Source organism: Georgenia sp. TF02-10, from assembly GCF_022759505.1.
Classification (GTDB): Bacteria; Actinomycetota; Actinomycetes; order Actinomycetales; family Actinomycetaceae; genus TF02-10.
Genome location: NZ_CP094289.1, coordinates 1,164,021 through 1,188,455 on the forward strand (window position 1 = coordinate 1,164,021; position 24,435 = coordinate 1,188,455).

Genomic DNA, 24,435 nt, shown 5'->3' on the forward strand with positions numbered 1-24,435 from the left:
CGCCGACGACGCGGGCCACGCGCCAGCGGCAAGGCCCCACGGTGAGGGGGCCCGGGCGGGGCGACGGTGCTCCCGCCCGGACCGTCTCCTGACGCAGGAAGCCGGCAGATGCTCCTCTACCTGGCACGACGGCTGGCGAACTACGCCGTGCTGCTCGTCGTCGCCGTGTCCCTGGTGTACCTGCTGGCCGCGACCCAGCTCGACCCGCGGTCGCTGTACGAGGCCCGCAACCCGCCGATCGACCCCGCCGTCGTCGAGGCGTCGCTGAGCGCGTACAACCTCAGCGACCGGGTCCCGCTGCTGGAGCGGTACTGGACCTGGCTGACCGGGGTGGTGACCGACTGGGACTGGGGCCGGACCCCGTTCGGGGAGAGCATCAACGAGACGATCAGCACCCGGGTGTGGGTCTCGCTGCGGCTGGTGACGATCGGTTCCCTGCTCGGCATCACCCTCGGGGTGGCGCTGGGCGCGTGGACCGCGACCCGGCAGTACCGGGCCAGCGACCGGCTGATCACCCTGGCCTCGCTGGTGGTGCTCTCCACCCCCACCCTGGTCATCGCCGTCGTGCTGCAGATCCTCGCCGTGAAGGTCAACCAGGCCACCGGCACGCAGTTCTTCGAGTTCCTCGGGGAGACCGGCCGGCACGGCGACGGCGCCCTCGCCCCGGTGTGGGACCGGCTCCAGCACCTGCTCCTGCCCACCATCACGCTCACCGTGGGCGGGGTCGCGTCCTACAGCCGGATCCAGCGCAACCTCATGCTGGACACCCTCGGCGCCGACTACGTCCGCACCGCCCGGGCCAAGGGCCTGCGGGAGGGCACGGCGCTGCGCCGCCACGCGCTGCGCACCGCGCTCATCCCGACCGGCACCTACTTCGCGTTCACGATCGCCACCCTGGTGCTCGGGGCCACCTTCACCGAGCTGGTCTACGGCTGGCACGGCATGGGCATCTACGGCGTGCAGGCCATCAGCGCCCAGGACGTCAACGGGTCGGTGGCGGTGGCCGCGTTCGGCGGGGTGTGCGTGCTGGTCGGGGCGATGCTCTCCGACGTGCTCGTCGCCGCCCTCGACCCCCGGGTCCGGGTGAGCTGAGATGACCACGACCAGCAACCCGCCCGGCGACCGGGACGCCCAGGTCCCCGGCCGGGACGCGCAGGTCCCCGACCGGGACGCCCAGGTCCCGGACCGGGACGGCCAGGTCCCGCTGACGCACGAGATCGGGGAGGACCGCAACACCCCGCTGCTCGCCCAGTTGCCCGAGGTCGCCGTCGAGGAGGTGCCCGCCGGCTCCCGGCGGCTGTCCCGCCGGCGGATCGTCGGCCGGCGGTTCCTGCGCAACCGCACCGCCGTCGTCGGGCTCGTCGGGTACCTCCTGCTCGCGCTCTTCGCCGTCCTCGGGCCCCGGATCGGGGCGTGGAGCTACACCGAGGTCGACCAGGACGCCTTCCTCAAGCCGCCTTCCGGGGAGCACTGGCTCGGCACCACCCAGGCCGGGCGGGACGTCTTCGCGCTCACCGTCGAGGGCCTGCGCAAGTCGATGATCATCGGGCTCGGCGTGGCCGCCGTGCAGACCTTCATCGCCGCCGCCGTCGGCGCCTTCGCCGCCTACCACGGGCGGTGGTTCGACCGGGTCGCCCTGTGGGTCATCGACCTGCTGCTGGTGGTGCCCTCGTTCTTCATCATCGCGATCCTGTCGGTGCAGACCGGCGGCAGCCGCGGGTCGGTGCTGGTGCTGATCCTGCTGCTGGCCGGGCTGGGCTGGATGCTCTCCGCCCGGGTGGTGCGCTCGATGACCCTGGGCATCAAGAACCTGGAGTACGTCACCGCGGCGCGGTACATGTCCGTGCCGACCCCGCGGATCATCGTCCGGCACATCCTGCCCAACATCTCCTCGCTGCTGATCATCGACGCCACCCTGGCGGTGGCGTCGGCCGTGCTCGCGGAGACCTCGCTGTCCTTCTTCGGGTTCGGCGTCCAGGCCCCCGAGACCTCGCTCGGCACGCTCATCGCCGAGGGCCAGCGCACCGCCGCCACCTACCCGTGGATCTTCCTGGCCCCGGCCACCGCGCTGACCCTGATGCTGGTGTTCATCAACTTCATCGGGGACGGGCTGCGCGACGCCCTCGACCCCTCGTCCAGGTCCGGAGGACGCGCGTGAGGATCACCAGCCGCAGCCGGGCGACGGCGGCCGGGCCGGGGCGGCGGTCGTCCGGCGCCACGGCGGCCGCTACCGGGAGCGCCGGCGCGACGGCGGCCGGCACCGGCTCCGCCGTCGCCGCCACGGCCGCTACCACCGCTACCACCGCCGCCACCGGCGCGGCCAGCGCCCCTACCGACACCGTCACCGGCGCCGGCGGCGGCCCCGTCCTGCAGGTCGAGGACCTGAACGTCCGCTTCCCGTCCGAGGACGGCACCGTCCACGCCGTCCGCGGGGTGAGCTTCGCGGTCCACCCCGGCGAGGTGCTCGGCATCGTCGGGGAGTCCGGCTCCGGCAAGTCGGTCACGTCGATGGCGGTCATGGGGCTGCTGCCGGCGTCGGCCGCGGTGTCCGGGTCCGTCCGGCTGCACGGCGAGGAGCTCCTCGGCCGCTCCGACGCCTACCTCTCCGGCATCCGGGGCCGGCAGATGGGCATGGTCTTCCAGGACCCGCTCTCCGCGCTCACGCCCGTCTACACCGTCGGGGACCAGATCGTCGAGGCGCTGCAGACCCACCAGCGGATGGACGACCGCGCCGCCCGGGACCGTGCCGTCGAGCTCCTCGACCTCGTCGGGATCCCCAACGCCCGGGAGCGGGTGCGGTCCTTCCCGCACGAGTTCTCCGGCGGCATGCGCCAGCGGGCGATGATCGCCATGGCCATCGCCAACGACCCGGACCTGATCATCGCCGACGAGCCGACGACGGCGCTGGACGTGACTATCCAGGCCCAGATCCTCGAGGTGCTCCGCACCGCGCAGCGGGAGACGGGCGCCGCCGTCGTGATGATCACCCACGACCTGGGCGTCGTCGCCGGGATGGCGGACAGGGTCGCCGTCATGTACGCCGGGCGGGTGGTCGAGCACGGCGACGTCGACGACATCTTCTACCGCTCCACCATGCCCTACACGATCGGCCTGCTCGGCTCCCTGCCCCGGCCGGACGCCGAGAAGCGGACGGCGCTGGCACCCGTGGAGGGCAGCCCGCCCTCCCTGCTGGACCTGCCGCCCGGGTGCCCGTTCGTGCCCCGGTGCCCGCTGGCCGTGCAGACCTGCCGGGAGATCGAGCCGCCGCTCGCGCCCACCCGGGGCGCCGCCGGGCACACCAGCGCCTGCCACCGCTCCAGCGAGATCGAGCAGGGCGACCTGGGGTACACCGACATCTACCCGGTGCCCCGGGTGATCGACCGGCCGCTGGCCACCGTGCCCCGTGTGGAGCGCCCGCAGGTCCTGGAGGTCACCGACCTCAAGCGGCACTTCCCGCTCATGCAGGGCGCCGTCATCAAGCGCCGGGTCGGCACCGTGCACGCCGTCGACGGCATCAGCCTGGAGGTCCGGGCCGGGGAGACCCTCGGCCTGGTCGGGGAGTCCGGGTGCGGCAAGACCACCACCCTGCTGCAGATCCTCGACCTCAAGGCCCCCGCGGACGGGCGGATCGTCGTCCTCGGCCAGGACGTCGGCCAGCTGCGCGGGCGCCGGGACCGCACGGCGGTGCGCCGAGACCTGCAGGTGGTCTTCCAGGACCCGATGGCCTCGCTCGACCCGCGGATGCCGGTCTTCGACATCATCGCCGAGCCGCTGCAGGCCAACGGCTTCGCCAAGGGCCGCACCGAGGAGAGGGTCGCCGAGCTCCTGGCGCTGGTCGGGCTGGAGCCCTCGCACGCCAACCGCTACCCCCAGCACTTCTCCGGCGGGCAGCGGCAGCGGATCAGCATCGCCCGGGCCCTGGCGCTGGAGCCGAAGCTCCTCGTCCTGGACGAGCCGGTCTCCGCCCTCGACGTGTCCATCCGGGCCGGGGTGATCAACCTGCTGGACGAGCTGCGCGGCAAGCTCGACCTCAGCTACCTGTTCGTCGCCCACGACCTGTCGGTGGTCCGGCACATCGCCGACCGGGTGGCCGTGATGTACCTCGGCAAGATCGTCGAGGTGGGCGAGGTGGACCGGGTCTTCGACCACCCGACCCACCCCTACACCCAGGCGCTGCTCTCGGCCATCCCGGTGCCCGACCCCGTCCGGGAGCGCCAGCGCGAGCGGATCCTGCTCACCGGTGACCTCCCGTCCCCGGCCAACCCGCCGTCGGGCTGCCGGTTCCGGACCCGCTGCCCGAAGTTCGCCCGGGAGCTGACCGACGCCGAGCGGCGGCGGTGCGTGGACGAGCTGCCGCCCCTGTACCCGATGGGCGGGGACCAGCACTCCGCCTGCCACTACGCCGAGCCGGTGGAGATCTTCTAGGCCGCTCAGCCAAGCCACCGTCGTCGCCCGGTCTCGATACGGTCACGAATCCGCCGCCGCGCCCGGCGATGGTGCCGCGCCTCACACCGGGCGTGGTTCAGTACAGACGGCCAGGACGTGCCGCCGCAGCCGTGCGCTGCGCGGTCCGCCGGCGCCGTCCGTGACATTTGGAGGTCAGATCGTGCGCACGACGAAGGGGTCCGCGGTCCTCGCGACCGGTGCGGCCCTCGCGCTGGTCCTCGGGGCCTGCAGCACCGACGGCGGGGGAGACGGCGACGACGACGGCGGCGGGCAGTCCGGCGCCGGCGGTGCCGAGGGGTCGGCCGGCGTCATCACGGAGGGCGACGGCGACCTCTTCGACGTCAACGCCACCCCGCGGGAGGAGCTCGAGCAGGGCGGACAGCTGCGCCGCGCCGTCGCCGAGCTACCCCCGCAGTGGAACCCGATGCAGGTCAACGGCAACCAGTCCGAGTACACCGAGGTCCGGGACGCCATCACTACCCACCTGTTTGACTACGACGGCGCGGCCCAGCCGACCCCGAACGAGAACTACCTCCGGGACTTCGAGGACGAGATGGACGGGGACCAGCAGGTCATCACCCTCCACCTCAACCCCGAGGCCGTGTGGAACAGCGGGGACCCGATCACCTGGGAGGACTACGAGGCGTCGCTGACCGTCTGCAACGCCGAGGACCCCGAGTACCAGTGCGTCCAGACCGGACCGTACGAGCAGGTCGAGTCCGTGACCCAGGGCGAGACCGAGTTCGACGTCGTCATCCGGTTCAAGAGCACCTACCCGGACTGGAGCTCCATCGTCGATCAGGTGTATCCCGCCGAGGGGCTCGTCGACGCCACCACCTTCAACGAGGGCTGGCTGGAGTTCCGCGACGAGTGGTTCACCGGCCCGTACAGGGTCGACAACATCGACCAGGCGCAGCAGGTCCTCACCCTCGTGCCGAACGAGAACTGGTGGGGCCCGGAGCCGATGCTGGACGAGATCCAGTTCCGGGTGGTGGCCGCGGAGGCCACCGGCACCGCCTTCCAGAACGGTGAGATCGACGTGTTCGACGTCGGCGCGGACCCCAACGCCTATCAGCTCGCCCAGACGGTGGGCGGGGCGGAGCTCCGGCAGACGCTCGGGCCGGACTGGCGCCACTTCACCTTCAACTCCACCGCCGGCCTGCTCCAGGACCTCACCGTCCGCCAGGCGATCGCCCGGTCCATCGACCGCCAGGCCATCGCGGAGTCGGACCTGGCCGGCATGCCGGAGGAGCTCATCGGCACCCTCAACAACCACATCTTCATGGAGGGCCAGGAGGGCTACCAGGACAACGCCCAGGGCTTCGAGCACGACCCGGACCGGGCCGCGGCGGACCTGGAGGAGGCGGGCTGGGTGCTCAACGAGTCCACCGGTATCCGGGAGAAGGACGGCCAGCCGCTCACCGTGAAGTTCGCCGTCCTCACCGGCGTCCCGGTCTCGGAGAACGAGGGCCAGCTCGCCCAGGCCCAGCTCAAGGAGGTCGGCATCAACCTCGAGCTGCAGCAGGTGGCGATCGACGACTTCAGCCGCACCCTCGACGAGGGCGACTTCGAGATCATCGGCTTCTCCTGGATCGGCACGCCGTACCCCATGGCGAACCTCGACCAGATCTATGGCGACCCGGCCACAAACTCCTCCAACTACGCCAAGCTCAATAACCCCGAGCTCAACGAGTTGTTCGACCAGATCGCCACCGAGACCGACCACGACCGGCGCATCGAGCTCGCGAACGAGGCGGACACGATGATCTGGGAGTCCGTCCACACCCTGCCGCTCTACCAGCGGCCCGACATCGCGGCCACGGTGAGCAACCTCGCCAACTTCGGCGCGATGGGCTTCAGCACGACCCGCGCCGAGAACTGGGGCTTCACCGCCCAGTGACGTCGGCGGCACGATCCTGGGCGTGACACCGCCGGGCAGTGACACCGCCCTGGCGGCGACACCACCCGGACCGTGCCCGAACGGACGCGGACGAGGGGCCGGTGGGCGACCACCGGCCCCTCTGCCGCGCTCGAGGGTAGTGCCCGCCCCGGCTTCGTGGTGTCATCGGTCATGTCGCCAAGGAGGTGGTCCCGATCGCATCCATCGTCGTCCGTGGCCTGGAGGAGTCCGTGAAGAAGCGGCTCGCCGCCCAGGCGAAGGAGCACGGCCGCTCCATGGAGGCCGAGGTCCGCGACATCCTCACGAAGGCCGTGCGTCAGCCCCACATCGGCCTGGCGCTCATGCATGCGGCTCAGGAGGCCGGCGGGATCGAGGCTCTCCCCGTGCCCGAACGCGTGGACGTCGCGCGATCGGCGGAACTCGGCTGAGCGTCCTCTGCACGGACGTCGTCCTGGAGGTCCTTCGGCTCAGGAGGTCTTCCGGCTACGCCCGGACGCCCGCGTCGTCATGCGTCACTTGCTTCGGCGTCGGCGAGGTGTGCCGGTCCGCCGGCGAGATGCCGCCGAACCTGCCGCCTATATCGCCGGTGGGGCCGAGGTTCCTCCGAACCGGAGGCGCACATCGGTGGGCGATACGGCGCGGGGGCGCATGTGGCGGAGGGCTTCCTGCTCGGCGGTTCTGCTCCAGCCAGGCGGCGCGAAAACCCGCTGAGCGGCCCCGGCCACAAGGAGGGTGCGGATGACCGGTCTGGCGGACGTTGGCGTCGAGGAAGGCGCGGATGAGGCTGTCAGCCACCAAGAAGGTCAGTTCGGATGTCGTCGCGCGTGAGCTCGATGACATCGCCCATCGTCTGCTGCCAGAACCGCCGGAACTCCTCGTACGGGATCCGGTTCCGGTTGCCGACCCTCACAGCGCGCAGCTCCCCGGCCGTGATCTTCCGCGAGATCGTCGAACGGGACACCCCCATCGCCTCGGCGACCTGCGCGGGTGTCATCATCCGCCGCTTCGCGGTCAGCGTCACCTGCTCGCCCTCCGAGGCGGCGCGTCGCACGTAGTCGGCGATCTCGTCCAGCCAACCCGGGCGGGCACCCGCCCGCCCGGCGGAGGCGTGAACGTCTTCCGGGGTGATGGTGATGCTGTGCGATGGCATGCCCCCAGGCGACTGGGCGATGCACACTCTGATCGGTCTAGGTGTGCAACCTTGCCTGACGGGATCGTGCAGATGGCGAGGTGGTCGCTCACCGCCTCAGAGCCGGCCGGCCGGTCCACCAGTGCCTTCTCGAGCGCAGCACGGCCCGTCATCACCTACCAGTGCGGCTGCTCTATGAGCCGTGCGCCCGCCCGCCTGGTCAGCCGAGCAGCCGGGCGGTCACCACCGCGAGCAGCCCCGAGCCCGCGACGCCGGCGATGGGGACAACGTCCAGCCGGCGACGGACACGCCCGGTCTCCAGGGGCTGGTCCGGGGGAGCCCCGGCGGTTGGGCCGGCGGCGCCGTTGCTGCCGTTGCCGGCGCGGACGGCCGCGAGCCGGGCCTCGATCACCTGCCCGGCCACCTCCGCGCTCCCGGTGATGTGGAACTCGCCGGCGACGTCCAGGTCCAGCAGGTGCGTGGGGACCTCCTCGACGCGGCGGTGCGCCATACCGCCCCGGGCCGGCGTGGCCCACGCCCGCACCCGCCCACCGGTGGTGTGCAGCCGCAACCCCCACCGGGTCTCCACCTCCTCGAGCGCGGACCAGGGCACCTCGATCGTGCGGAACACGTTCACCACCCGCACCCCCGCCGGGGAGACCAGCACCGCCGGCCGCCAGAACACGGCCCACCCGAGGACGGCCAGCACCAGGGGGACGGCGCCGTACTCCGCGACCTCCCGGCCGCCGCCGTTGCCGAAGAACATGACGAGGAGGACGGCGGCGACCACCCAGGAGAGGACGGCATAGCCCCGGCTGCCGGCAGCGCGGAGGACGACGGTCGGACCCACCCCCGCATCCTCCCAGGTGCCGCCCGACCCCGGCCTGCGAGGCCGCCCACCCGACCGCCGTCGGGAAGCCCCGCCGTGTCGCTCCGCACAGCCGGCGGGGGTGCCGCCGGCCAGGACCCGGCGAGTAGAATCGTTCGTTGGCACCCGTAGCGGTGCCCGGCCCGGAGGCGCCCGCTCGCTCCCCCGCAGCGACTCGTCCCGCCCGCCGTCGGCCGCCCTCTCATCCTGGAGAACCCCGCATGCCTGTGCGCTCGGACCTGCGCAACGTCGCCATCGTCGCCCACGTCGACCACGGCAAGACCACCCTGGTCGACGCCATGCTCTGGCAGTCCGGCGCCTTCGGCGAGCACCAGCACGTGGACGAGCGCGCCATGGACTCCGGCGACCTCGAGCGCGAGAAGGGCATCACCATCCTCGCCAAGAACACCGCGGTGCACTACCGCGGGCCGGCCGCGCAGGCCGCCGGGCTGACTGACGGGGTGGTCATCAACGTCATCGACACCCCCGGCCACGCCGACTTCGGCGGTGAGGTCGAGCGCGGGCTGAGCATGGTCGACGGCGTCGTCCTGCTCGTGGACGCCTCCGAGGGCCCGCTGCCGCAGACCCGGTTCGTGCTCGGCAAGGCGCTGGCCGCCCGGCTGCCCGTCGTGCTCGTCGTCAACAAGGTCGACCGGCCCGACTCCCGCATTAGCGAGGTCGTCGCCGAGTCCACCGACCTGCTCCTCGGGCTGGCCTCCGACCTCGCCGAGGAGGGCACCGACCTCGACCTCGACGCCGTCCTCGACGTGCCCGTCGTCTACGCCTCGGCCAAGGCCGGCCGGGCCAGCCTCACCCAGCCCGCCGACGGCGCCCTGCCGGACAGCCCGGACCTGGACCCGCTGTTCGCGACCATCCTGGACAAGATCCCCGCGCCGAGCTACGAGGACGGCGCGCCGCTCCAGGCGCACGTGACCAACCTCGACGCCTCCCCGTTCCTGGGCCGGCTGGCGCTGCTGCGCATCCGGGGCGGGGAGCTCCGCAAGGGCCAGACCGTGGCCTGGGCCAGGCACGACGGCACGATCAAGAACGTGCGGGTCTCCGAGCTCCTCCGCACCGAGGCCCTCGAGCGGGTCCCCGCCGAGAGCGCCCGGGCCGGCGACATCGTCGCCGTCGCCGGGATCGAGGACATCACGATCGGGGAGTCGCTCGTCGACCCCGACGACCCCCGCCCGCTGCCGCTGATCACGGTGGACGACCCCGCCATCGCGATGACCATCGGCATCAACACCTCCCCCCTCGCCGGGCGGGTCAAGGGCGCCAAGGTCACCGCCCGGCAGGTCAAGGACCGGCTCGACCGCGAGCTCGTCGGCAACGTTTCCCTCCGGGTGCTGCCCACCGACCGGCCGGACGCCTGGGAGGTGCAGGGCCGCGGCGAGCTGGCCCTGGCCATCCTGGTGGAGCAGATGCGGCGGGAAGGCTTCGAGCTCACCGTCGGCAAGCCGCAGGTGGTCACTCGGGTCATCGACGGGCGCCGGCACGAGCCGATGGAGCGGATGACCATCGACGTGCCCGAGGAGCACCTGGGCACCGTCACCCAGCTGATGGCCGCCCGCAAGGGCCGGATGGAGACGATGGCGAACCACGGCACCGGGTGGGTGCGGATGGAGTTCGTCGTGCCCGCCCGCGGGCTGATCGGGTTCCGCACGAAGTTCCTCACCGAGACCCGCGGCACCGGGATCGCGTCCTCGATCGCCGCCGGCTACGAGCCGTGGCAGGGGCCGATCGCGCAGCGCAGCACCGGCTCGCTGGTCGCCGACCGGGCCGGCTCGGTGACGCCGTTCGCGATGATCAACCTCCAGGAGCGGGGGTCCTTCTTCGTCGAGCCCACGGCCGAGGTGTACGAGGGCCAGGTCGTCGGGGAGAGCTCGCGCAACGAGGACATGGACGTCAACATCACCAAGGAGAAGAAGCTGACGAACATGCGCTCCTCCACGGCGGACACGTTCGAGAACCTCGTGCCGCCGCGCCGGCTCACCCTCGAGGAGTCCCTCGAGTTCGCCGCCGAGGACGAGTGCGTGGAGGTCACCCCGGAGGCGGTCCGGATCCGCAAGGTCATCCTCGACGCCCAGGAGCGGTACAAGGCCGCCTCCCGGAACCGGCGGGCCGCCGCGGCGAGCTGACCCGGCCTGGTCCTGGGCACGGCCGACGGCGGCCCAGCCGTTTGCCGGTCCGGTGCCCGACGGCGGCCCAGCCGTTTGCCGGTCCGGTGCCCGACGGCGGCCCAGCCGTTTGCCGGTCCGGTGCCCGACGGCGGCCCAGCCGTTTGCCGGTCCGGTGGCCGACGGCGGCCGAACCGGTTCCCGGCCAGCCCGGTACGGGCGATGATGGGCCCATGGCCCGCACGCCCCCGCCCGACCAGGCACCGCTGCCCACCGGCGGCCTGCTCGGCGTCTTCGCCCACCCGGACGACGAGACCCTCGGGGCCGGCGGCCTGCTGGCCATGGCCGCCCGCGCGGGGGTCGGCGTCGCCGTGGTCACCGGCACCCGCGGCGAGCGCGGGCAGGTGATCCCCGCCGACCTCGCCCACCTCGCCGGTAACGGCCTGGCGCTGGCGCGCCGGCGGGAGCGGGAGCTTGCCCACGCCCTCCACGCCCTCGGGGTCACCGCGCACCGCTTCCTCGACGCCCTGCCCGGGCTGACCGGGCAGCGCCCCGCCCGGTTCACCGACTCCGGGATGGTCGGGGCACGGATGGGCATGGCCGAGCCCGCCGCGGACGCCGGACCCAGCGCCCTGGCCGCCGTGCCGCTGGACGTGCCCGCGCGGCTGCTCGCCGCCGTCGTCCGCAGCAGCCGCCCGCAGGTCGTGATCACCGAGGAGCCCGGCGGCGGCTACGGCCACCCCGACCACGTCCGCATCCACGAGATCACGATGGCCGCCGTCGCGCTCGCCGCCGACGCCCCGCCCCAGCCGGACGACGCCGAGGACCCGCTGACCGGCCTGGCGCCGTGGCGGGTGCCGGTGGTCGGCTGGCTGGTGGAGAGCGAGCCCCGGTACCGCGACGCGCTGCACTGGCTGGAGACCACGGTCCGCGAGCACCCCCAGTTCGGCGTCCGGGGCGACGCGCTCGCCACCTTCCCGGCCGACGCCGACCTGCCGTCCCTGGTCCGCGACCCGGCGGAGGTCGACCTCACGGTCGACGTCACCCCGGCCCTGGCCCAGATTGCGACGGCGATGCGCGCCCACCGCACCCAGGTCCAGAGCGTGCGGGTGCTGGACCTGGGCCTGGCGGAGAACCGCGGCCTCCCGGCCTGCGGCTGGTTCGCCGTCAGCAACGGGCTGCTGCTGCCGGTGCTGGACACCACCAGCCTGCAGCTCGCGCCGGGGCACGACCGCACCGACGAGCTGCAGGCCACCCGAGAGGTCGACGGGCTCGCCCGGGACCGGCTCGGTGCGCGCCGGGGCACCGACCGGCTCGCCGCGTTCCTCGGGGCCGAGGTGGCGGCATGAGAGACACGAGAAGGGCGGTGCCCGCCCCGGACCGCGCGGCGGTGCTGGTCAACGGCGTCGTCGCCGTCATCACCGGGGTCGTCGTGGGTGCCTGCGGGACCCTGGTCCACCGCTGGGAGACGCCGGCCGGTCTGGTGCTCGCGCTCCTCCTGGTGCTCAGCGGCGGCGTCTTCGCCCGGGCTGCCGGCGGCGGCGCGCTGCTGCTCCTGCACGGCTTCGTGGCCGTGGCCACCACGCTCGCCCTGACGTTCGCGGGACCGGGCGGCGACGTCCTGGTCACCGACCAGCCGCTCGGCTACGCCTGGCTCCTCGGCCTGGTGGTCGCCCTGGTCGCCGTCGCCCCGACCCCCCGGTCCTGGTACGCCGAGACCCCGCTGGGCAGACGCGGTGCCTGACCAGTCGGACCTGATCGACCGCTTCCGGGCCACGATGGCCCGTCGCCCCGCCGGCGTCACCGTGGTCAGCGTGCGCCACGCCGGCCTCGACCTGGCGATGACGGCCACCGACGTCGCGTCGGTGTCCCTGCGCCCGCCGATGGTGCTCTTCTGCGTCTACACCGATGCGCGGCTGCGGGAGGCCCTGGACGAGGTCGACACCTGGGCGCTCAGCGTCCTGGACCGCAACGGTGCGGTGGCCGCCGACCGGCTGGCCATGCCCGGCCGTCCCGCCTTCGGCCAGCTCGTCGGGATCGCGCACCACCGCGGCGCGGCCTCCGGTGCCGCGCTGCTCGACGACGCCCAGGGCTGGGTGGAGTGCCGCACCGCCTGGATCCGTAACGCCGGTGACCACGACGTGGTCGTCGGCGAGGTGCTCGACGCCCGGCTCGGCGCCACGGGCACCGGCGGGCTCGTGCACCACCTCGGCCGGGTGCGGCCCCTGCCGTGACCGCTGGCTGGGCCGGCGCTGCGGCATCCAAGCCGTACGCCGGACCGGTCGCCATTCACACCGACGCCATGGCACGCGAAGATCTACCGGTACCTGTGAGGAGGTGAGACCTGGTGCCACGAGCGCGAGAGGACTGGTGCCACGAGCGCGAGAGGAGCTGGAGCAGGCGGCCGCCGAGGCCGAGGCCTGGCTCGACTCCCTGGACCCAGCCACCGCACCGGCGGAGGACCCGGCGGACCTGCGGCGCCTCGGCGTGGCACTGCGGACCGTCGCCGAGCAGCGGGGCGAGCTCGAGGACGCCGTCGCCGCCGCGCGCGCCCACGGCCGCAGCTGGGCCGAGATCGGCCTCGTCCTCGGCGTCTCCAGCCACGCAGTTCGTGAACGCTTCGGAGGGACGGCCTGACGCTGCCGCGGCTCGCGGGTGCCGAGCAGGTGTGGTGGTCACAACTGTGTGACGTCGGCCTCGCCTGCCGGCCGTGAGGCTGCCTCCTGGCTACCATGCCTAGGTCCCGCAGGGTAATGCAGGGGGAAGAAGGTACTCGCTGGTGGCAACGGACACGCCGGGCGACGGCATCGCGCGCGAGCGCGCACGCGCGACAGACGGCTCGGCGCACGAGGGGGAGTCCCGGCGGCTGAGCGACCTCGACGCCGTGCTCGCCGCGCGCCGCCAGGAGGACGCCGCGACCGAGGAGATCTCCGGGGCGGCGGGCTCCGGCGGGACCGAGCGCGCCACAGAGCCTGGCCGGACCGAGGAGATCGGCCGCACCGAGGACATCGGCGGGACCGAGGAGACCGCCGGGACCGAGCGCCCTGCAGGGTCTCGTGCGGGCGAGGACACCGCCGGGACCACCCAGGGCACCGCGGAGGTCGCCGAGACCAACCGGATCGCGGAGACCGGCGTGACCGAGGACACCGCCCGGACCGAGCAGCTCGCCGCGGAGCCCGCCGGGACCGGGGCCCCCACCACGGCCGCACCCGCGCCCACCGACGCCGACACCTGGCGCAGCTGGCGCCGCGTCGACGACCGCGCCCGGGTCCCCGCCGGCGCCCCCGGCTCGCACCCCGAGCAGACCCAGGTCCTGCCGGCGGCGGCCCCGCCGCCGGCGAGCCGCGGCTGGGGCGACGCCCCGGAGACTGAGGAGATGAACCGGTCCCCGCTCGCGGGCTTCCCAGCCGAGGAGCCCAAGCGGCGGTCGCACCGCGGCCTGGTCCTCACCCTGGTCATCCTCGCCGTCCTGGTCGTGGGATACGGCGCCGCCGCCTGGTTCCTCGGCGACCGCACGCCCAACGGCACCACCGTCGCCGGCGTCGGCATCGGTGGCCTGCCCCGCGCCGAGGCCACCGAGCGGCTGGAGACCGAGCTCGGGCCGCTGGCCAGCGAGCCCATCCCGGTCGCCGTCGGCGAGCGGGCCGCCACCATCGACCCCGCCACCGCCGGCCTGGGCTTCGACGCGGCGGCCACGGTGCACGACCTCACCGGCTTCACGCTCGACCCCCGCGTCCTGTGGGGCCGGCTGACCGACCTCGGCGATGTCGAGCCGGTCACCACCGTCGACGAGGCGGCGCTGGAGCAGGCCGTCGCGGCCGCCGCCACCGAGCTCGACGTCGCCCCGGTCGAGGGCTTCATCACCTTCGCCGGCGCCGCCCCGGAGGTCACCGAGCCGGTCCCGGGCAGCGCGGTCGCCGTCGACGACGCCGCCACCGTGGTCCGCCGGGAGTGGCTGACCGCCGCCCGGCCGCTGCAGCTGCCCGCCGAGGAGGTCCCGCCGACGATCGGGCCGGACGCGGTGCAGACGGCGCTGACCACCCTGGCCGAGCCGCTGGTCTCCGGGCCGGTGGCGGTCGACGTCGGCGGCACGCTCGCCGAGCTCAGCCCCGAGCAGCTCGCCGCCAACGCCGCGTTCGTCCCCGAGGGCGGGGCGCTGCACCTCCAGCTCGACGGCGAGGGCCTCGCCGCCGCCGTCAGCGAGGGCAACCCCGGCATCGTCGTCGCTGGGGAGGACGCCAAGATCGTCCTTCAGGGCGGGGCGCCGACCATCGTGCCCTCCACCACCGGCAAGGGGCTCGCGCCGGACGCCGTCGCCGAGGCCGTGCTGAAGGCCGGCACCTCCACCGACCGCACCGCCGAGGTGCCGCTGGTGGAGTCCGAGCCGGACTTCACCACCGCCGAGGCCGAGGCGCTGGGGGTCAAGGAGGTCATCGGCGAGTTCAGCACCCCGATGCCGTACGACCCGGTCCGCACCTCCAACCTCAAGCTCGGGACGCAGCGGGTGAGCAACGTCCTCGTCCTGCCCGGCAAGGAGTTCTCCCTGCTCGACGCCATCGCGCCGATCACCGCGGCCAACGGGTACGTCTCCTCCGGCGTCGTGGAGGAGGGCTTCGCGACCACCGCGCTGGGCGGGGGGCTGTCCCAGCTCTCCACCACGCTGTACAACGCGGCCTTCTTCGCCGGGATGGACGACGTCGCCCACACCCCGCACTCGCGGTGGTTCTCCCGCTACCCGCAGGGCCGGGAGGCCACCGTCTGGGAGCCGGCGAAGGACATGGTGTGGCGCAACAACACCGACTTCGGGGTGCTGGTCGAGGCGTGGGTCAGCGCCGACCAGGTGCACGCGCGGCTGTGGGGCACCGACGTGTGGGACGTGCAGACGTCGACCTCGGACCGGTACAACATCGTCCCGCCGAAGACGGTCACCAACCCGTCGCCTGAGTGCAAGCCCGAGTCGGCGGGAGAGCCGGGCTTCACCGTCACGGTGACCCGGCAGCGCTCCCGCGACGGCGTGGCGGTGGACCCGGAGAAGTGGACCTGGACCTACAGCCCGTGGAACAAGGTCGTCTGCCAGTAGCGGGTGGAACGAGGTCGTCTGCCAGTAGCGGGGGGAACGTGGTCGGCTGCCAGTAGCGGATAGAACGAGGATGCGCTGGCTGCAGCGGGACCGGTCGGCTGCTGCCGCGTGTCGAGAAGTAACACAATCGCCGCCGGCGGGACCGGCGGCGCCTGACCTTTCCGCGAGATCCCGGTCGGGCTGCCCGCCCGCCGACCGAGATTGTGTTACTTCCTGCGCACTCCGCCCGTCCGCCGGCGCGGCGGCGGCGGCACCCGCTTGCCGATGACCATCGCCGCGCCGGGGACCGGCACGTCGCCCCGGCGGGTGCGCACCACGACCCCGTCCGGCGTCACCGCGAGGAGGTCGCCGAGGGCGTCGTGCACGCCGTCCGCCGCCCGGTAGCGCACCACCACCCGCTCCCCGACCTGCCACCGGAGCCAGGGCGGCGCCGGCTGGCCGCCGGTCGCCGCCGCGGCCTGACCCGGCACGCCCCCACGCGCCGCGGCCTGACCCGGCGCGCCCGCACCCGCCTCGCCCGCCGGCCCCGCCCCGGGCGCCGCGGCGCCGTCGTCAGTGCTCATGCCGCCCACCCTGCCACCGCCGGCGTCGCCGGTCGTGCCCCCCGACGCGGGTGGGAGATACTGGGCCGGAGTGGCCGCCGCTGCCGCGTGCCGCCGCCCGTGGAGGAGAGGAAGGACCCGTGACCTACGTCATCGCCCAGCCGTGCGTGGACATCAAGGACAGGGCGTGCGTCGACGAGTGCCCGGTCGACTGCATCTACGAGGGCAAGCGCTCGCTGTACATCCACCCGGACGAGTGCGTGGACTGCGGGGCGTGCGAGCCGGTGTGCCCGGTCGAGGCCATCTACTACGAGGACGACGTGCCGGCCGAGTGGTCGGACTACTACCGCGCGAACGTGGAGTTCTTCAACGACCTCGGCTCCCCGGGCGGCGCGGCCAAGATGGGCGTCATCGACAAGGACGACCCCATGATCGCGGCCCTGCCCCCGCAGGCCTGAGGTGCCGCGGCCCGGCAGTGCGCTGCCCGACTTCCCCTGGGACTCCCTGGCCGGCGCCAAGACCCGCGCGGCCGCCCACCCCGACGGGATCGTCGACCTCTCGGTCGGCACGCCCGTGGACCCCACCCCCGCCGTCGCCCAGGACGCCCTGCGCGCCGCCGCTAACGCCCCCGGCTACCCCCAGACGGTGGGCACGCTCGCGCTCCGCGAGGCCATCACCGGCTGGTTCGCCCGGCGCCGGCGCGTGCCCGGCCTCGGCGTCGACGCGGTGCTGCCGACCATCGGCTCCAAGGAGCTCGTCGCGCTCCTGCCGACGCTGCTCGGGCTGGGTCCGGGGGACCTCGTGCTGCACCCGGCGACGGCGTACCCCACCTACGACGTCGGCGCCCGGCTCGCCGGCGCCACCCCCGTCCCCGTCGGCCCCGACCCCGCCGAGTGGCCGGACGACGTCGTGGGGCTGGTCTGGCTGAACTCCCCGGGCAACCCGGACGGGCACGTGCTCTCCGCCGCCCAGCTGGCCGCGGTGGTGTCCTGGGCGCGGGACCGCGGCGCCGTCGTCGCCGCCGACGAGTGCTACGCCGAGCTGCCCTGGGCCGAGCCTTGGACCGGCACCGCGGTGCCCTCGCTGCTGGACCCCGCGGTGTGCGGCGGCTCCCACGAGCGGCTGCTCGTGCTGTACTCCCTGTCCAAGCAGTCCAACCTCGCCGGGTACCGGGCGGCGTTCGCGGCGGGGGACCGGGCGCTCGTCGGGTCGCTCACCGAGGTGCGCCGGCACGCCGGGATGATGGTGCCCGCCCCGGTCCAGGCGGCGATGGTCGCGGCGCTGGGCGACGACGCGCACGTCACCGCCCAGCGGGAGCGCTACCGCTCCCGCCGCGCGCTGCTGCTCGACGCCGTCCACGCCGCCGGGCTGCGGCTGGACCCGGAGTCCGTCGCCGGGCTGTACCTGTGGGTGCGCGCCGCCGACGGCGCCGCCACCTCCTGGCAGCTCGTGGACGCCCTGGCCCACCGCGGCATCCTCGTCGCGCCCGGCACCTTCTACGGGGCCCAGGGGGAGGGGTACGTCCGGGTGGCGCTGACCGCCACCGACGAGCGCGTCGCAGCCGCCGCCGGCCGGCTGCGGGACGGCGGCCCGCTGGTGTAGTCGGCGGCTGCACGACGGCGGCCCGCTGGTGCAGCCGGCCGGGCGCCGTCGGGAGGCACCGGCCGCTGGCGTAGCGGGCGCCTGCGCGACGGTGGGCCGCTGGTGCAGCCGGCCGGGCGCCGTCGGGACAACTGCCAGCCGCCGCAGCCCGATCCCTCTCCGACGCCCGCGATGGCATATCTTGGGGAGGCCGATCACCGCCCGGGGCGACGCCGTCCCGGGCGGTCACGATGAGCGCTCATGGCGAGCGCCGACGGAGAGAGGAACCACAGATGTCGAATGCTGAGCTCAGCCCGGCGACGTTCGAGGTAGACGGGAAGACGCTCCGGTTCGACCGAGTCCGCGCCGTCGACGGCAACGACGGGGTGGACATCTCCAGCCTCCTCAAGCAGACCGGCCTGGTCACCCTCGACCCGGGCTTCATGAACACCGCCTCGACCACCTCTGCGATCACCTACATCGACGGCGACGCCGGCATCCTGCGCTACCGCGGCTACCCGATCGACCAGCTCGCCAAGGAGTCGAACTTCCTCGAGGTCGCCTACCTGCTGATCTACGGCGAGCTGCCCGACGCCGAGACCCTGGAGGCGGTCGAGCGGCGGATCAAGCGGCACACGATCCTGCACGAGGACTTCAAGGCCTTCTTCACCGCCTTCCCGCACAACGGCCACCCGATGGCCATCCTGCAGGCCGGGATCTCCGCCCTGGCCACCTACTACCAGCACACCCTGGACCCGATGGACCCCTACCAGCGCGAGCTGTCCACGGTGCTGCTGATGGCCAAGGTGCCCACGATGATCGCCTCGATCGCCAAGCGCGCCACCGGCCTGCCGCTGCTGTACCCGGACGCGTCGAAGTCCTACATCGAGGACTTCCTGCGGATGACGTTCGGCCTGCCCTACCAGCGCCACGACATCGACCCGGTCCTCGTGCGGGCCCTGGACATGCTCCTCATCCTGCACGCCGACCACGAGCAGAACTGCTCCACCTCCACCGTCCGGATGGTCGGCTCGGCGCACGCGAACATCTACGCCTCCATCGCGGCCGGCGTCGGCGCCCTCTCCGGCCCGCTGCACGGCGGCGCGAACGAGGCGGTGCTGGAGATGCTCGGCCGGATCCAGAACGCCGACTACTCGGTCGAGCAGTTCATGCAGAAGGTCAAGAACAAGGAGGACGGGGTCCGGCTGATGGGCTTCGGGCACCGGGTCTACAAGAACTACGACCCGCGCGCCGCCATCGTCAAGGACGCCGCGCACGACGTCCTGCAGCGCCTGGGCAAGGACGACGAGCTGCTCGACATCGCCCTCGGCCTGGAGGAGATCGCGCTCCACGACGAGTACTTCATCGAGCGCAAGCTCTACCCGAACGTGGACTTCTACACCGGGCTCATCTACAAGGCGATGGGCTTCCCCACCCAGATGTTCACCCCGCTCTTCGCGCTCGGCCGGCTGCCCGGCTGGATCGCCCAGTACCGCGAGATGATCGCCGACCCGACCACCAAGATCGGCCGCCCGCGGCAGGTGTACACCGGCGCCGCGGAGCGGCAGTACGTGCCGATCGAGCAGCGCTGAGCCGCCAGCGCTGAGCCGCCTCAGCCGATGACGACGGCGCCCGGCCCGGCGGTGGCCGCGGCCGTCGCCACCGCCTCGGGCGCCCGGTCCAGCGGCACCCAGCCGGCGTCGTCGCCGTCGGCGCGGAGCCAGGCCCGGCCGTCGACGGCGACGACGCTCGCGCCGGTCTCGCTCGCCGTCGCCACCGCCCAGTGCGCCACCGCCCACCCCAGGCGCCCGGCGTCGGTGCCGCCGGGCAGCGACGTGGCGTCCACGGTGAGCAGGCCGCCCGGGGCGACGGCGGTCGTGACGTCGACGAAGTCTCGCGCGAGCCGGTCCTGTACCACCTGCAGCCGCTGGGTCGGAGTGGATGCCTCGGCGTCGGCGTCGGCGGGGCCGTTCGCGGCCGCGGCCGCGGCTCCGTCGGCGGGTGCGCCGTCCTCGCCGGCCGTGCCCCCGCCCGTGGCCGTGCCGGCGCCCGCGGCCGTACCCGTGCCGGCCGCACCGCCGGCCGCTCCCGCGGCGGGCGACTGATCGTCGACCGGGTCGAGGTGGCAGGCCAGGGCGGCCGGGGAGTGGCCGGTCAGCGCCGAGGCGAAGGCCCGCGCCGGGCCCTCGTGCTGGGCGTAGGCGTCAGGGAAGGCCGAGCGCTGCACGCGCTGGGCGGCGTCGGTGATCTCCTGCCCCTGCCACCCCTCGACGGTTACGAGGACGTCGTAGAAGGCGTTGGTGGAGTACACCGGGTCCATGATCTGCTCCACCGTCCCCCAGCCCTGGGAGGGGCGCTGCTGGAACAGGCCGACCGAGTCCCGGTCGCCGTAGTCGATGTTGCGCAGCCGTGACTCCTGCATGGCGGTGGCGACGGCGATGCTCACCGCCCGCGCGGGCAGCTCGCGGTGCGTCGCGACGGCGGCGAACAGGGCGGCGTTGGCCGCCTGGTCGGCGTCCAGCTCGGCGGCCGTGCCGTCCTCGAGGGTGACGGTGCAGGTGCCCGCCGCGGCCGGCCGGACGAAGAGGTGCAGCGCGAGCAGCACGGCGCCGACCGCCAGGGCCAGCAGGACCACGAGCAGCGCGACGACGGTGGCACAGCCACGTCCGGCCGAGCGGCCCCGGCGCCGGGCCGGCGCGACGCGGCCGGCAGCTCCGCGAGCGGCAGCGCCGCGGGCGGCAGCCCTTCGGGGTTGACCGCTCGCAGCCGCGCCGCCAACCCTCCCGCTACCAGTCCCGCCGGCCGCCATCCGGCCCGTAGCCCGGCCGCCCGCAGCCCGGCCGGCCGCCGTCCGGCCAGCAGCCTGGCCGCCTCGCCCAGCCGGTCCCCGGCGCGCCGCTCCGCTGCTCATCGAGCGCCGGCCGTGGGTCAGGCGTGCAGCGCGGCGTTGAGCTCGATCCCGGCGCCGGCCCGGGGGATCGCCTCGACGGCGCCGGAGACGGAGTTGCGCCGGAAGAGCAGGTTGTCCCGGCCGGAGAGCTCGCGGGCGGCCACCACCGGCGGCTCGGTGAGCTGGCCGCCGTCGGGCCGGGTGCCGCCGCCGGCCAGCAGGGAGACCTTGGTGCCGGCGGTGAGGTAGAGCCCGGCCTCGACCACGCAGTCCGCGCCCAGCGAGATCCCCAGGCCGGCGTTGGCGCCGAGCAGCGAGCGCGGCCCGATGGAGATGACCTGCTGCCCGCCGCCCGACAGGGTGCCCATGACCGACGCCCCGCCGCCGACGTCGGCGCCGTCGTGCACCACGACCCCCTGCGAGATGCGGCCCTCGACCATGGACCGGCCCAGGGTGCCGGCGTTGAAGTTGACGAACCCCTCGTGCATCACGGTGGTGCCGGGGGCCAGGTGGGCGCCGAGCCGGACCCGGTCGGCGTCGGCGATGCGCACGCCCGTCGGCAGCACGTAGTCCACCATCCGGGGGAACTTGTCCACGCCGTAGACGGTGACGGTGCCGTGCGCGGCCCGCAGCCGGGCCCGGGTGGCCTCGAAGCCGGCGGTGGCGGACGGGCCCCGGTTGGTCCAGACGACGTTTGCGAGCCGGGCGAAGATGCCGTCGAGGTTGACGGTGTTCGGCCGGACGAGGGTGTGGGAGAGCAGGTGCAGGCGCAGGTAGGCGTCCACGGCCGAGGCGGGGGCGTCGTCGAGGTCGACCTGGGCGTTCACGACGGCGGTGCGCACCCCGCGGGCCGGGTCGGCGGCCTCCAGCGCGGTGAGCTCTTCGGGGACGGCGGCGTCGGCCGGCGGCTCGCCGAGGGCGGGGCTGGGGTACCAGACGTCCAGGGTCTCGCCGGCGTCGGTGATGGTGGCGAGGCCGAAGCCCCAGGCGGTGCGGTCGGTCATGCGGTCAGCCTACGGCCGCCGGGCCGGGGTCTCGCCGCCGTCCCGCGACCGGGTCAGTTCCGGACGAGCCGGGGCGGCACCGGGTGGGCGCCGACGGCGCGGACCCGGCCCTGAAGCTCGCGGTCGGCGGTGGCGACGGCGACCACGGTGCCGTCCTGCGCCGCGGCCCGGGCGGCCCGGACGATGGCGTCGTCCCCGGCGCCGTCGGCGGCCCGCACCTGCACCCCGCCGGCCGGCTGGACCGTACGGGCGGCGCCCTCGGTGACCAGGACGATCTCGGGGTACCAGCGCCGGCCCGGCAGGCCCAGGTCCTCGGCCGCCAGCCCCGCGGTGGCCAGGCCCGCGAGGTGGTCCCGGAGCCGGGCCGTCGCCCCGGCCCGGTCCTTCCACCAGCCGTCCGGCCGGGACCCGACCACGTTGGCGGCGTCGACGACGAGGACCAGGCGGCGGAGCATCTGCCGCAGCTCGGGCAGGGCGTCGGCGAAGGCGGGCAGGAGCTGGTAGGAGCCAAGGTCGCGCAGCGGAACCCAGCGCACCTGCAGGCTCTCCCGGTCCGTCACCCGCGGCTCCCAGGGCGCGACCGCCTCGGCGAGCACCGTGGTGTAGGACCAGTCCGGGTGGACCAGCGCCCGGTCGGCCCGCACCCGGATCGTCTCCGGCTCGACGCCGGCCTCCTCCATCGCCTCGCGGACCGCGCCGTCCGTCGGCCGTTCGCCCAGGTGCAGCGCCCCGCCCGGCAGTCCCCAGGTGCCGCCGTGGTGGGACCACAGGGCGCGGTGCTGCAGCACCAGCTCCACGCCGTCGTCACCCCGCCGCCGCAGCAGCAGCCCGGCCGCGCCGACCAGGCCCCAGTGCTGCTCCCCGCACGCGCAGGCCACCCAGCCGTCGCCGGGCTCGCGCTGCGGTCGGGCGTCGGGCGGGCGGTCGGCGGTCACCGCGCCAGCCTGGCACACCGGGTCGGCCGCGCGGGCCGTCGTCGGCGCTACCGGGCGCCGTCGTCCACCGGCTCGATCTCGCAGATGACCGCGCCGGTCGCCACGTTCTGGCCCACCGCCGCCCGGATCGCGGTGACCCGGCCCGCGCGGTGCGCGAGGAGCGGCTGCTCCATCTTCATCGCCTCCAGGACCACGACGAGGTCCCCGGCGGCCACGACGGCGCCGTCGTCCACCGCGACCTTCACGATTGTGCCCTGCATGGGGGAGGTGAGGGCCTTGCCGTTGGCCGAGCCGGCGGCCACCGCCCGGCCCCCCGCGCGGCGCAGCGGCCGGCGCCCGCCGCCGCGCAGGCCCGCCCCGATGCCCAGGCCGGCCGGCAGCACGACCTCCAGCCGCTTGCCGCCGACCTCCACGACCACGCGCTCGGTGGCCTCGGCCGGCTTCGGCGCCGCCGGCGCGGGCGCGGGCGTGGCCGGCCGGGTGCTGGGCAGCGTGCGCAGCCGCTCGGCGTAGTCGGTCTCGATCCAGGTGGTGTGCACGCGGAAGGAGCCGGCGCCGTCGGCCGCGACGAAGTCGGGCTCCTCGAGCACCGCGGCGTGGAACGGCAGCACGGTGGGCAGCCCGGCGACCTGGGTCTCGCGCAGGGCGCGGCGGGCCCGCTGGATCGCCTCGGCGCGGGTGGCGCCGGTGACGACGAGCTTGGCCAGCAGGGAGTCGAAGGCGCCGGAGACGGTGTCGCCGGCGACGACGCCGGAGTCGACCCGGACGCCTGGCCCGGACGGCCAGGTCAGCGCGGTGATGGTGCCGGGCGCGGGCAGGAAGCCGGCCGCCGGGTCCTCCCCGTTGATCCGCAGCTCCAGGGAGTGCCCGCGGGGGGTGACGGTGTCGTAGCCGAGCTCCTCCCCGGCGGCCAGCCGGAGCTGCTCGCGGACGAGATCGATCCCGGAGACCTCCTCGCTGACCGGGTGCTCCACCTGGAGCCGGGTGTTGACCTCGAGGAAGGAGATGGTGCCGTCCGCGCCGATGAGGAACTCGCAGGTCCCGGCCCCCACGTACCCGGCCGCGGCCAGGATCGCCTTGGAGGCGGTGACCAGCTGCTCCTCCTGGTCGGCGGTGAGGAAGGGGGCGGGGGCCTCCTCGACCAGCTTCTGGTGGCGGCGCTGGAGGGAGCAGTCCCGGGTGGAGACGACGACGACCGTGCCGGCGGCGTCGGCCAGGCACTGGGTCTCTACGTGCCGGGGGTGGTCGAGGAACCGCTCGACGAAGCACTCCCCGCGGCCGAACGCGGCGGTGGCCTCGCGGACCGCCGAGTCGAACAGGTCCGGGATCTCCGCCCGGCTGCGGGCGACCTTCAGGCCGCGGCCCCCGCCGCCGTAGGCGGCCTTGATCGCGACCGGCAGGCCGTAGGTGTCGGCGAAGTCGAGGATCTCGGCGACGCCGGTCACTGGCTCGGCGGTGCCGGGCACCAGCGGGGCGCCGACCTGCTGGGCGATGTGCCGGGCGGTGACCTTGTCGCCGAGGGCCTCGATCGCCGACGGCGGCGGCCCGACCCACACTAGGCCCGCCTCGATGACGGCGCGGGCGAACCCGGCGTCCTCGGAGAGGAAGCCGTAGCCGGGGTGGACGGCGTCGGCGCCCGAGCGGCGGGCGACGTCGAGGATCTTGCCGACGTCGAGGTAGGTCTCCGCCGCCCGCACGCCGTGCAGGGCGTAGGCCTCGTCGCAGAGCTTGACGTGCAGGGCGTCGCGGTCGGGGTCGGCGTAGACGGCGACGCTGCGCAGGCCGGCGTCGGCGCAGGCGCGGGCGACCCGGACGGCGATCTCGCCGCGGTTGGCGATGAGCACCGTGCTGAGCCGGCGGGGCGCCGGGGTCGGCGCCGGGTGGCTCGCGGTGCTCCTCATGTGCCCTCCTGATGGGGTCCGCCCGACCGGTGTGCTGCT

The 24,435-nt window shown here is 74.3% G+C and carries 21 protein-coding genes; 14 read left to right on the plus strand and 7 right to left on the minus strand.

Going from position 1 to position 24,435, the window contains the following annotated elements:
- Positions 1 to 108 precede the first annotated feature (108 nt).
- From MF406_RS05285 to MF406_RS05305, 5 genes are all read left to right on the plus strand, one after another.
- On the plus strand, positions 109 to 1,092 hold the full coding sequence (locus MF406_RS05285) for an ABC transporter permease (protein WP_242896927.1): 984 nt from the start codon (positions 109 to 111) through the stop codon (positions 1,090 to 1,092).
- A 1-nt stretch (position 1,093) separates the two neighbouring features.
- A complete protein-coding gene (locus MF406_RS05290; RefSeq protein WP_242896928.1) occupies positions 1,094 to 2,158 on the plus strand; it encodes an ABC transporter permease in 1,065 nt (354 codons plus the stop codon).
- Positions 2,155 to 4,425, plus strand: coding sequence for a dipeptide ABC transporter ATP-binding protein (locus MF406_RS05295; protein ID WP_371744606.1), 2,271 nt, complete (start codon positions 2,155 to 2,157; stop codon positions 4,423 to 4,425). The genes MF406_RS05290 and MF406_RS05295 overlap by 4 nt, the downstream gene beginning before the upstream one ends.
- A gap of 181 nt (positions 4,426 to 4,606) precedes the next feature.
- The gene (locus MF406_RS05300) at positions 4,607 to 6,346 is read left to right on the plus strand and encodes an ABC transporter family substrate-binding protein (protein WP_242896929.1); all 1,740 of its coding nucleotides are present in this window, start codon (positions 4,607 to 4,609) and stop codon (positions 6,344 to 6,346) included.
- Between the two features lie 185 nt (positions 6,347 to 6,531).
- The gene (locus tag MF406_RS05305) at positions 6,532 to 6,774 is read left to right on the plus strand and encodes an Arc family DNA-binding protein (protein ID WP_371744607.1); all 243 of its coding nucleotides are present in this window, start codon (positions 6,532 to 6,534) and stop codon (positions 6,772 to 6,774) included.
- A 359-nt stretch (positions 6,775 to 7,133) separates the two neighbouring features.
- On the opposite strand, the gene MF406_RS05310 is transcribed toward MF406_RS05305, so the two are convergent.
- Both MF406_RS05310 and MF406_RS05315 read right to left on the minus strand, forming a co-directional pair.
- On the minus strand, positions 7,134 to 7,523 hold the full coding sequence (locus MF406_RS05310; protein WP_242896931.1) for an excisionase family DNA-binding protein: 390 nt from the start codon (positions 7,521 to 7,523) through the stop codon (positions 7,134 to 7,136).
- A gap of 172 nt (positions 7,524 to 7,695) precedes the next feature.
- The gene (locus MF406_RS05315) at positions 7,696 to 8,325 is read right to left on the minus strand and encodes a PH domain-containing protein (protein WP_242896932.1); all 630 of its coding nucleotides are present in this window, start codon (positions 8,323 to 8,325) and stop codon (positions 7,696 to 7,698) included.
- Between the two features lie 239 nt (positions 8,326 to 8,564).
- On the opposite strand from MF406_RS05315, the gene typA reads away from it, so the two are divergent.
- The 6 genes from typA (at position 8,565) to MF406_RS05345 (ending at position 15,543) form a co-directional block, all read left to right on the plus strand.
- The gene (gene typA / locus MF406_RS05320; RefSeq protein WP_242896933.1) at positions 8,565 to 10,484 is read left to right on the plus strand and encodes a translational GTPase TypA; all 1,920 of its coding nucleotides are present in this window, start codon (positions 8,565 to 8,567) and stop codon (positions 10,482 to 10,484) included.
- A gap of 212 nt (positions 10,485 to 10,696) precedes the next feature.
- Entirely contained in the window at positions 10,697 to 11,812 is a 1,116-nt protein-coding gene (locus MF406_RS05325) for a PIG-L family deacetylase (RefSeq protein WP_242896934.1), read from the plus strand.
- On the plus strand, positions 11,809 to 12,207 hold the full coding sequence (locus tag MF406_RS05330; protein WP_242896935.1) for a DUF6113 family protein: 399 nt from the start codon (positions 11,809 to 11,811) through the stop codon (positions 12,205 to 12,207). The genes MF406_RS05325 and MF406_RS05330 overlap by 4 nt, the downstream gene beginning before the upstream one ends.
- Positions 12,200 to 12,697 carry a flavin reductase family protein gene (locus tag MF406_RS05335; protein WP_242896936.1) on the plus strand — a complete coding sequence of 166 codons (498 nt, stop codon included), beginning with the start codon at positions 12,200 to 12,202 and terminating at the stop codon, positions 12,695 to 12,697. Before MF406_RS05330 ends, MF406_RS05335 begins: the two co-directional genes overlap by 8 nt.
- A 136-nt stretch (positions 12,698 to 12,833) precedes the next feature.
- Positions 12,834 to 13,100, plus strand: coding sequence for a hypothetical protein (locus MF406_RS05340; RefSeq protein ID WP_242896937.1), 267 nt, complete (start codon positions 12,834 to 12,836; stop codon positions 13,098 to 13,100).
- Positions 13,101 to 13,242: 142 nt separating this feature from the next.
- Positions 13,243 to 15,543, plus strand: a complete 2,301-nt coding sequence (locus MF406_RS05345) for a VanW family protein (RefSeq protein WP_242896938.1) — start codon at positions 13,243 to 13,245, stop codon at positions 15,541 to 15,543.
- A 206-nt stretch (positions 15,544 to 15,749) separates the two neighbouring features.
- Here MF406_RS05345 and MF406_RS05350 read toward each other — a convergent pair whose 3' ends face one another.
- Positions 15,750 to 16,106: a 2-hydroxymuconic semialdehyde dehydrogenase gene (locus MF406_RS05350; RefSeq protein ID WP_242896939.1), complete on the minus strand. Its 357-nt coding sequence runs from the start codon at positions 16,104 to 16,106 to the stop codon at positions 15,750 to 15,752.
- 119 nt (positions 16,107 to 16,225) lie between these two features.
- Here MF406_RS05350 and fdxA point away from each other — a divergent pair, with 119 nt between their 5' ends.
- The 3 genes from fdxA to MF406_RS05365 all read left to right on the plus strand — a co-directional run bounded on the left by fdxA (position 16,226) and on the right by MF406_RS05365 (position 19,258).
- On the plus strand, positions 16,226 to 16,543 hold the full coding sequence (gene fdxA / locus MF406_RS05355; RefSeq protein WP_242896940.1) for a ferredoxin: 318 nt from the start codon (positions 16,226 to 16,228) through the stop codon (positions 16,541 to 16,543).
- Position 16,544: 1 nt separating this feature from the next.
- Complete coding sequence (gene dapC, locus MF406_RS05360) at positions 16,545 to 17,687, plus strand: succinyldiaminopimelate transaminase (protein ID WP_242896941.1); 1,143 nt, start codon at positions 16,545 to 16,547, stop codon at positions 17,685 to 17,687.
- 272 nt (positions 17,688 to 17,959) lie between these two features.
- Positions 17,960 to 19,258: a citrate synthase gene (locus MF406_RS05365; protein WP_242896942.1), complete on the plus strand. Its 1,299-nt coding sequence runs from the start codon at positions 17,960 to 17,962 to the stop codon at positions 19,256 to 19,258.
- A 20-nt stretch (positions 19,259 to 19,278) separates the two neighbouring features.
- Here the strand turns inward: MF406_RS05365 and MF406_RS05370 are convergent, their stop codons facing one another.
- The 4 genes from MF406_RS05370 to MF406_RS05385 all read right to left on the minus strand — a co-directional run bounded on the left by MF406_RS05370 (position 19,279) and on the right by MF406_RS05385 (position 24,396).
- Complete coding sequence (locus MF406_RS05370; RefSeq protein WP_371744608.1) at positions 19,279 to 20,301, minus strand: hypothetical protein; 1,023 nt, start codon at positions 20,299 to 20,301, stop codon at positions 19,279 to 19,281.
- 293 nt (positions 20,302 to 20,594) lie between these two features.
- Positions 20,595 to 21,560, minus strand: coding sequence for a 2,3,4,5-tetrahydropyridine-2,6-dicarboxylate N-succinyltransferase (gene dapD, locus MF406_RS05375; protein ID WP_242896943.1), 966 nt, complete (start codon positions 21,558 to 21,560; stop codon positions 20,595 to 20,597).
- 53 nt (positions 21,561 to 21,613) lie between these two features.
- Entirely contained in the window at positions 21,614 to 22,495 is an 882-nt protein-coding gene (locus MF406_RS05380) for an NUDIX domain-containing protein (protein WP_242896944.1), read from the minus strand.
- 47 nt (positions 22,496 to 22,542) lie between these two features.
- Positions 22,543 to 24,396: a biotin carboxylase N-terminal domain-containing protein gene (locus MF406_RS05385; RefSeq protein WP_242896945.1), complete on the minus strand. Its 1,854-nt coding sequence runs from the start codon at positions 24,394 to 24,396 to the stop codon at positions 22,543 to 22,545.
- Positions 24,397 to 24,435 lie beyond the last annotated feature (39 nt).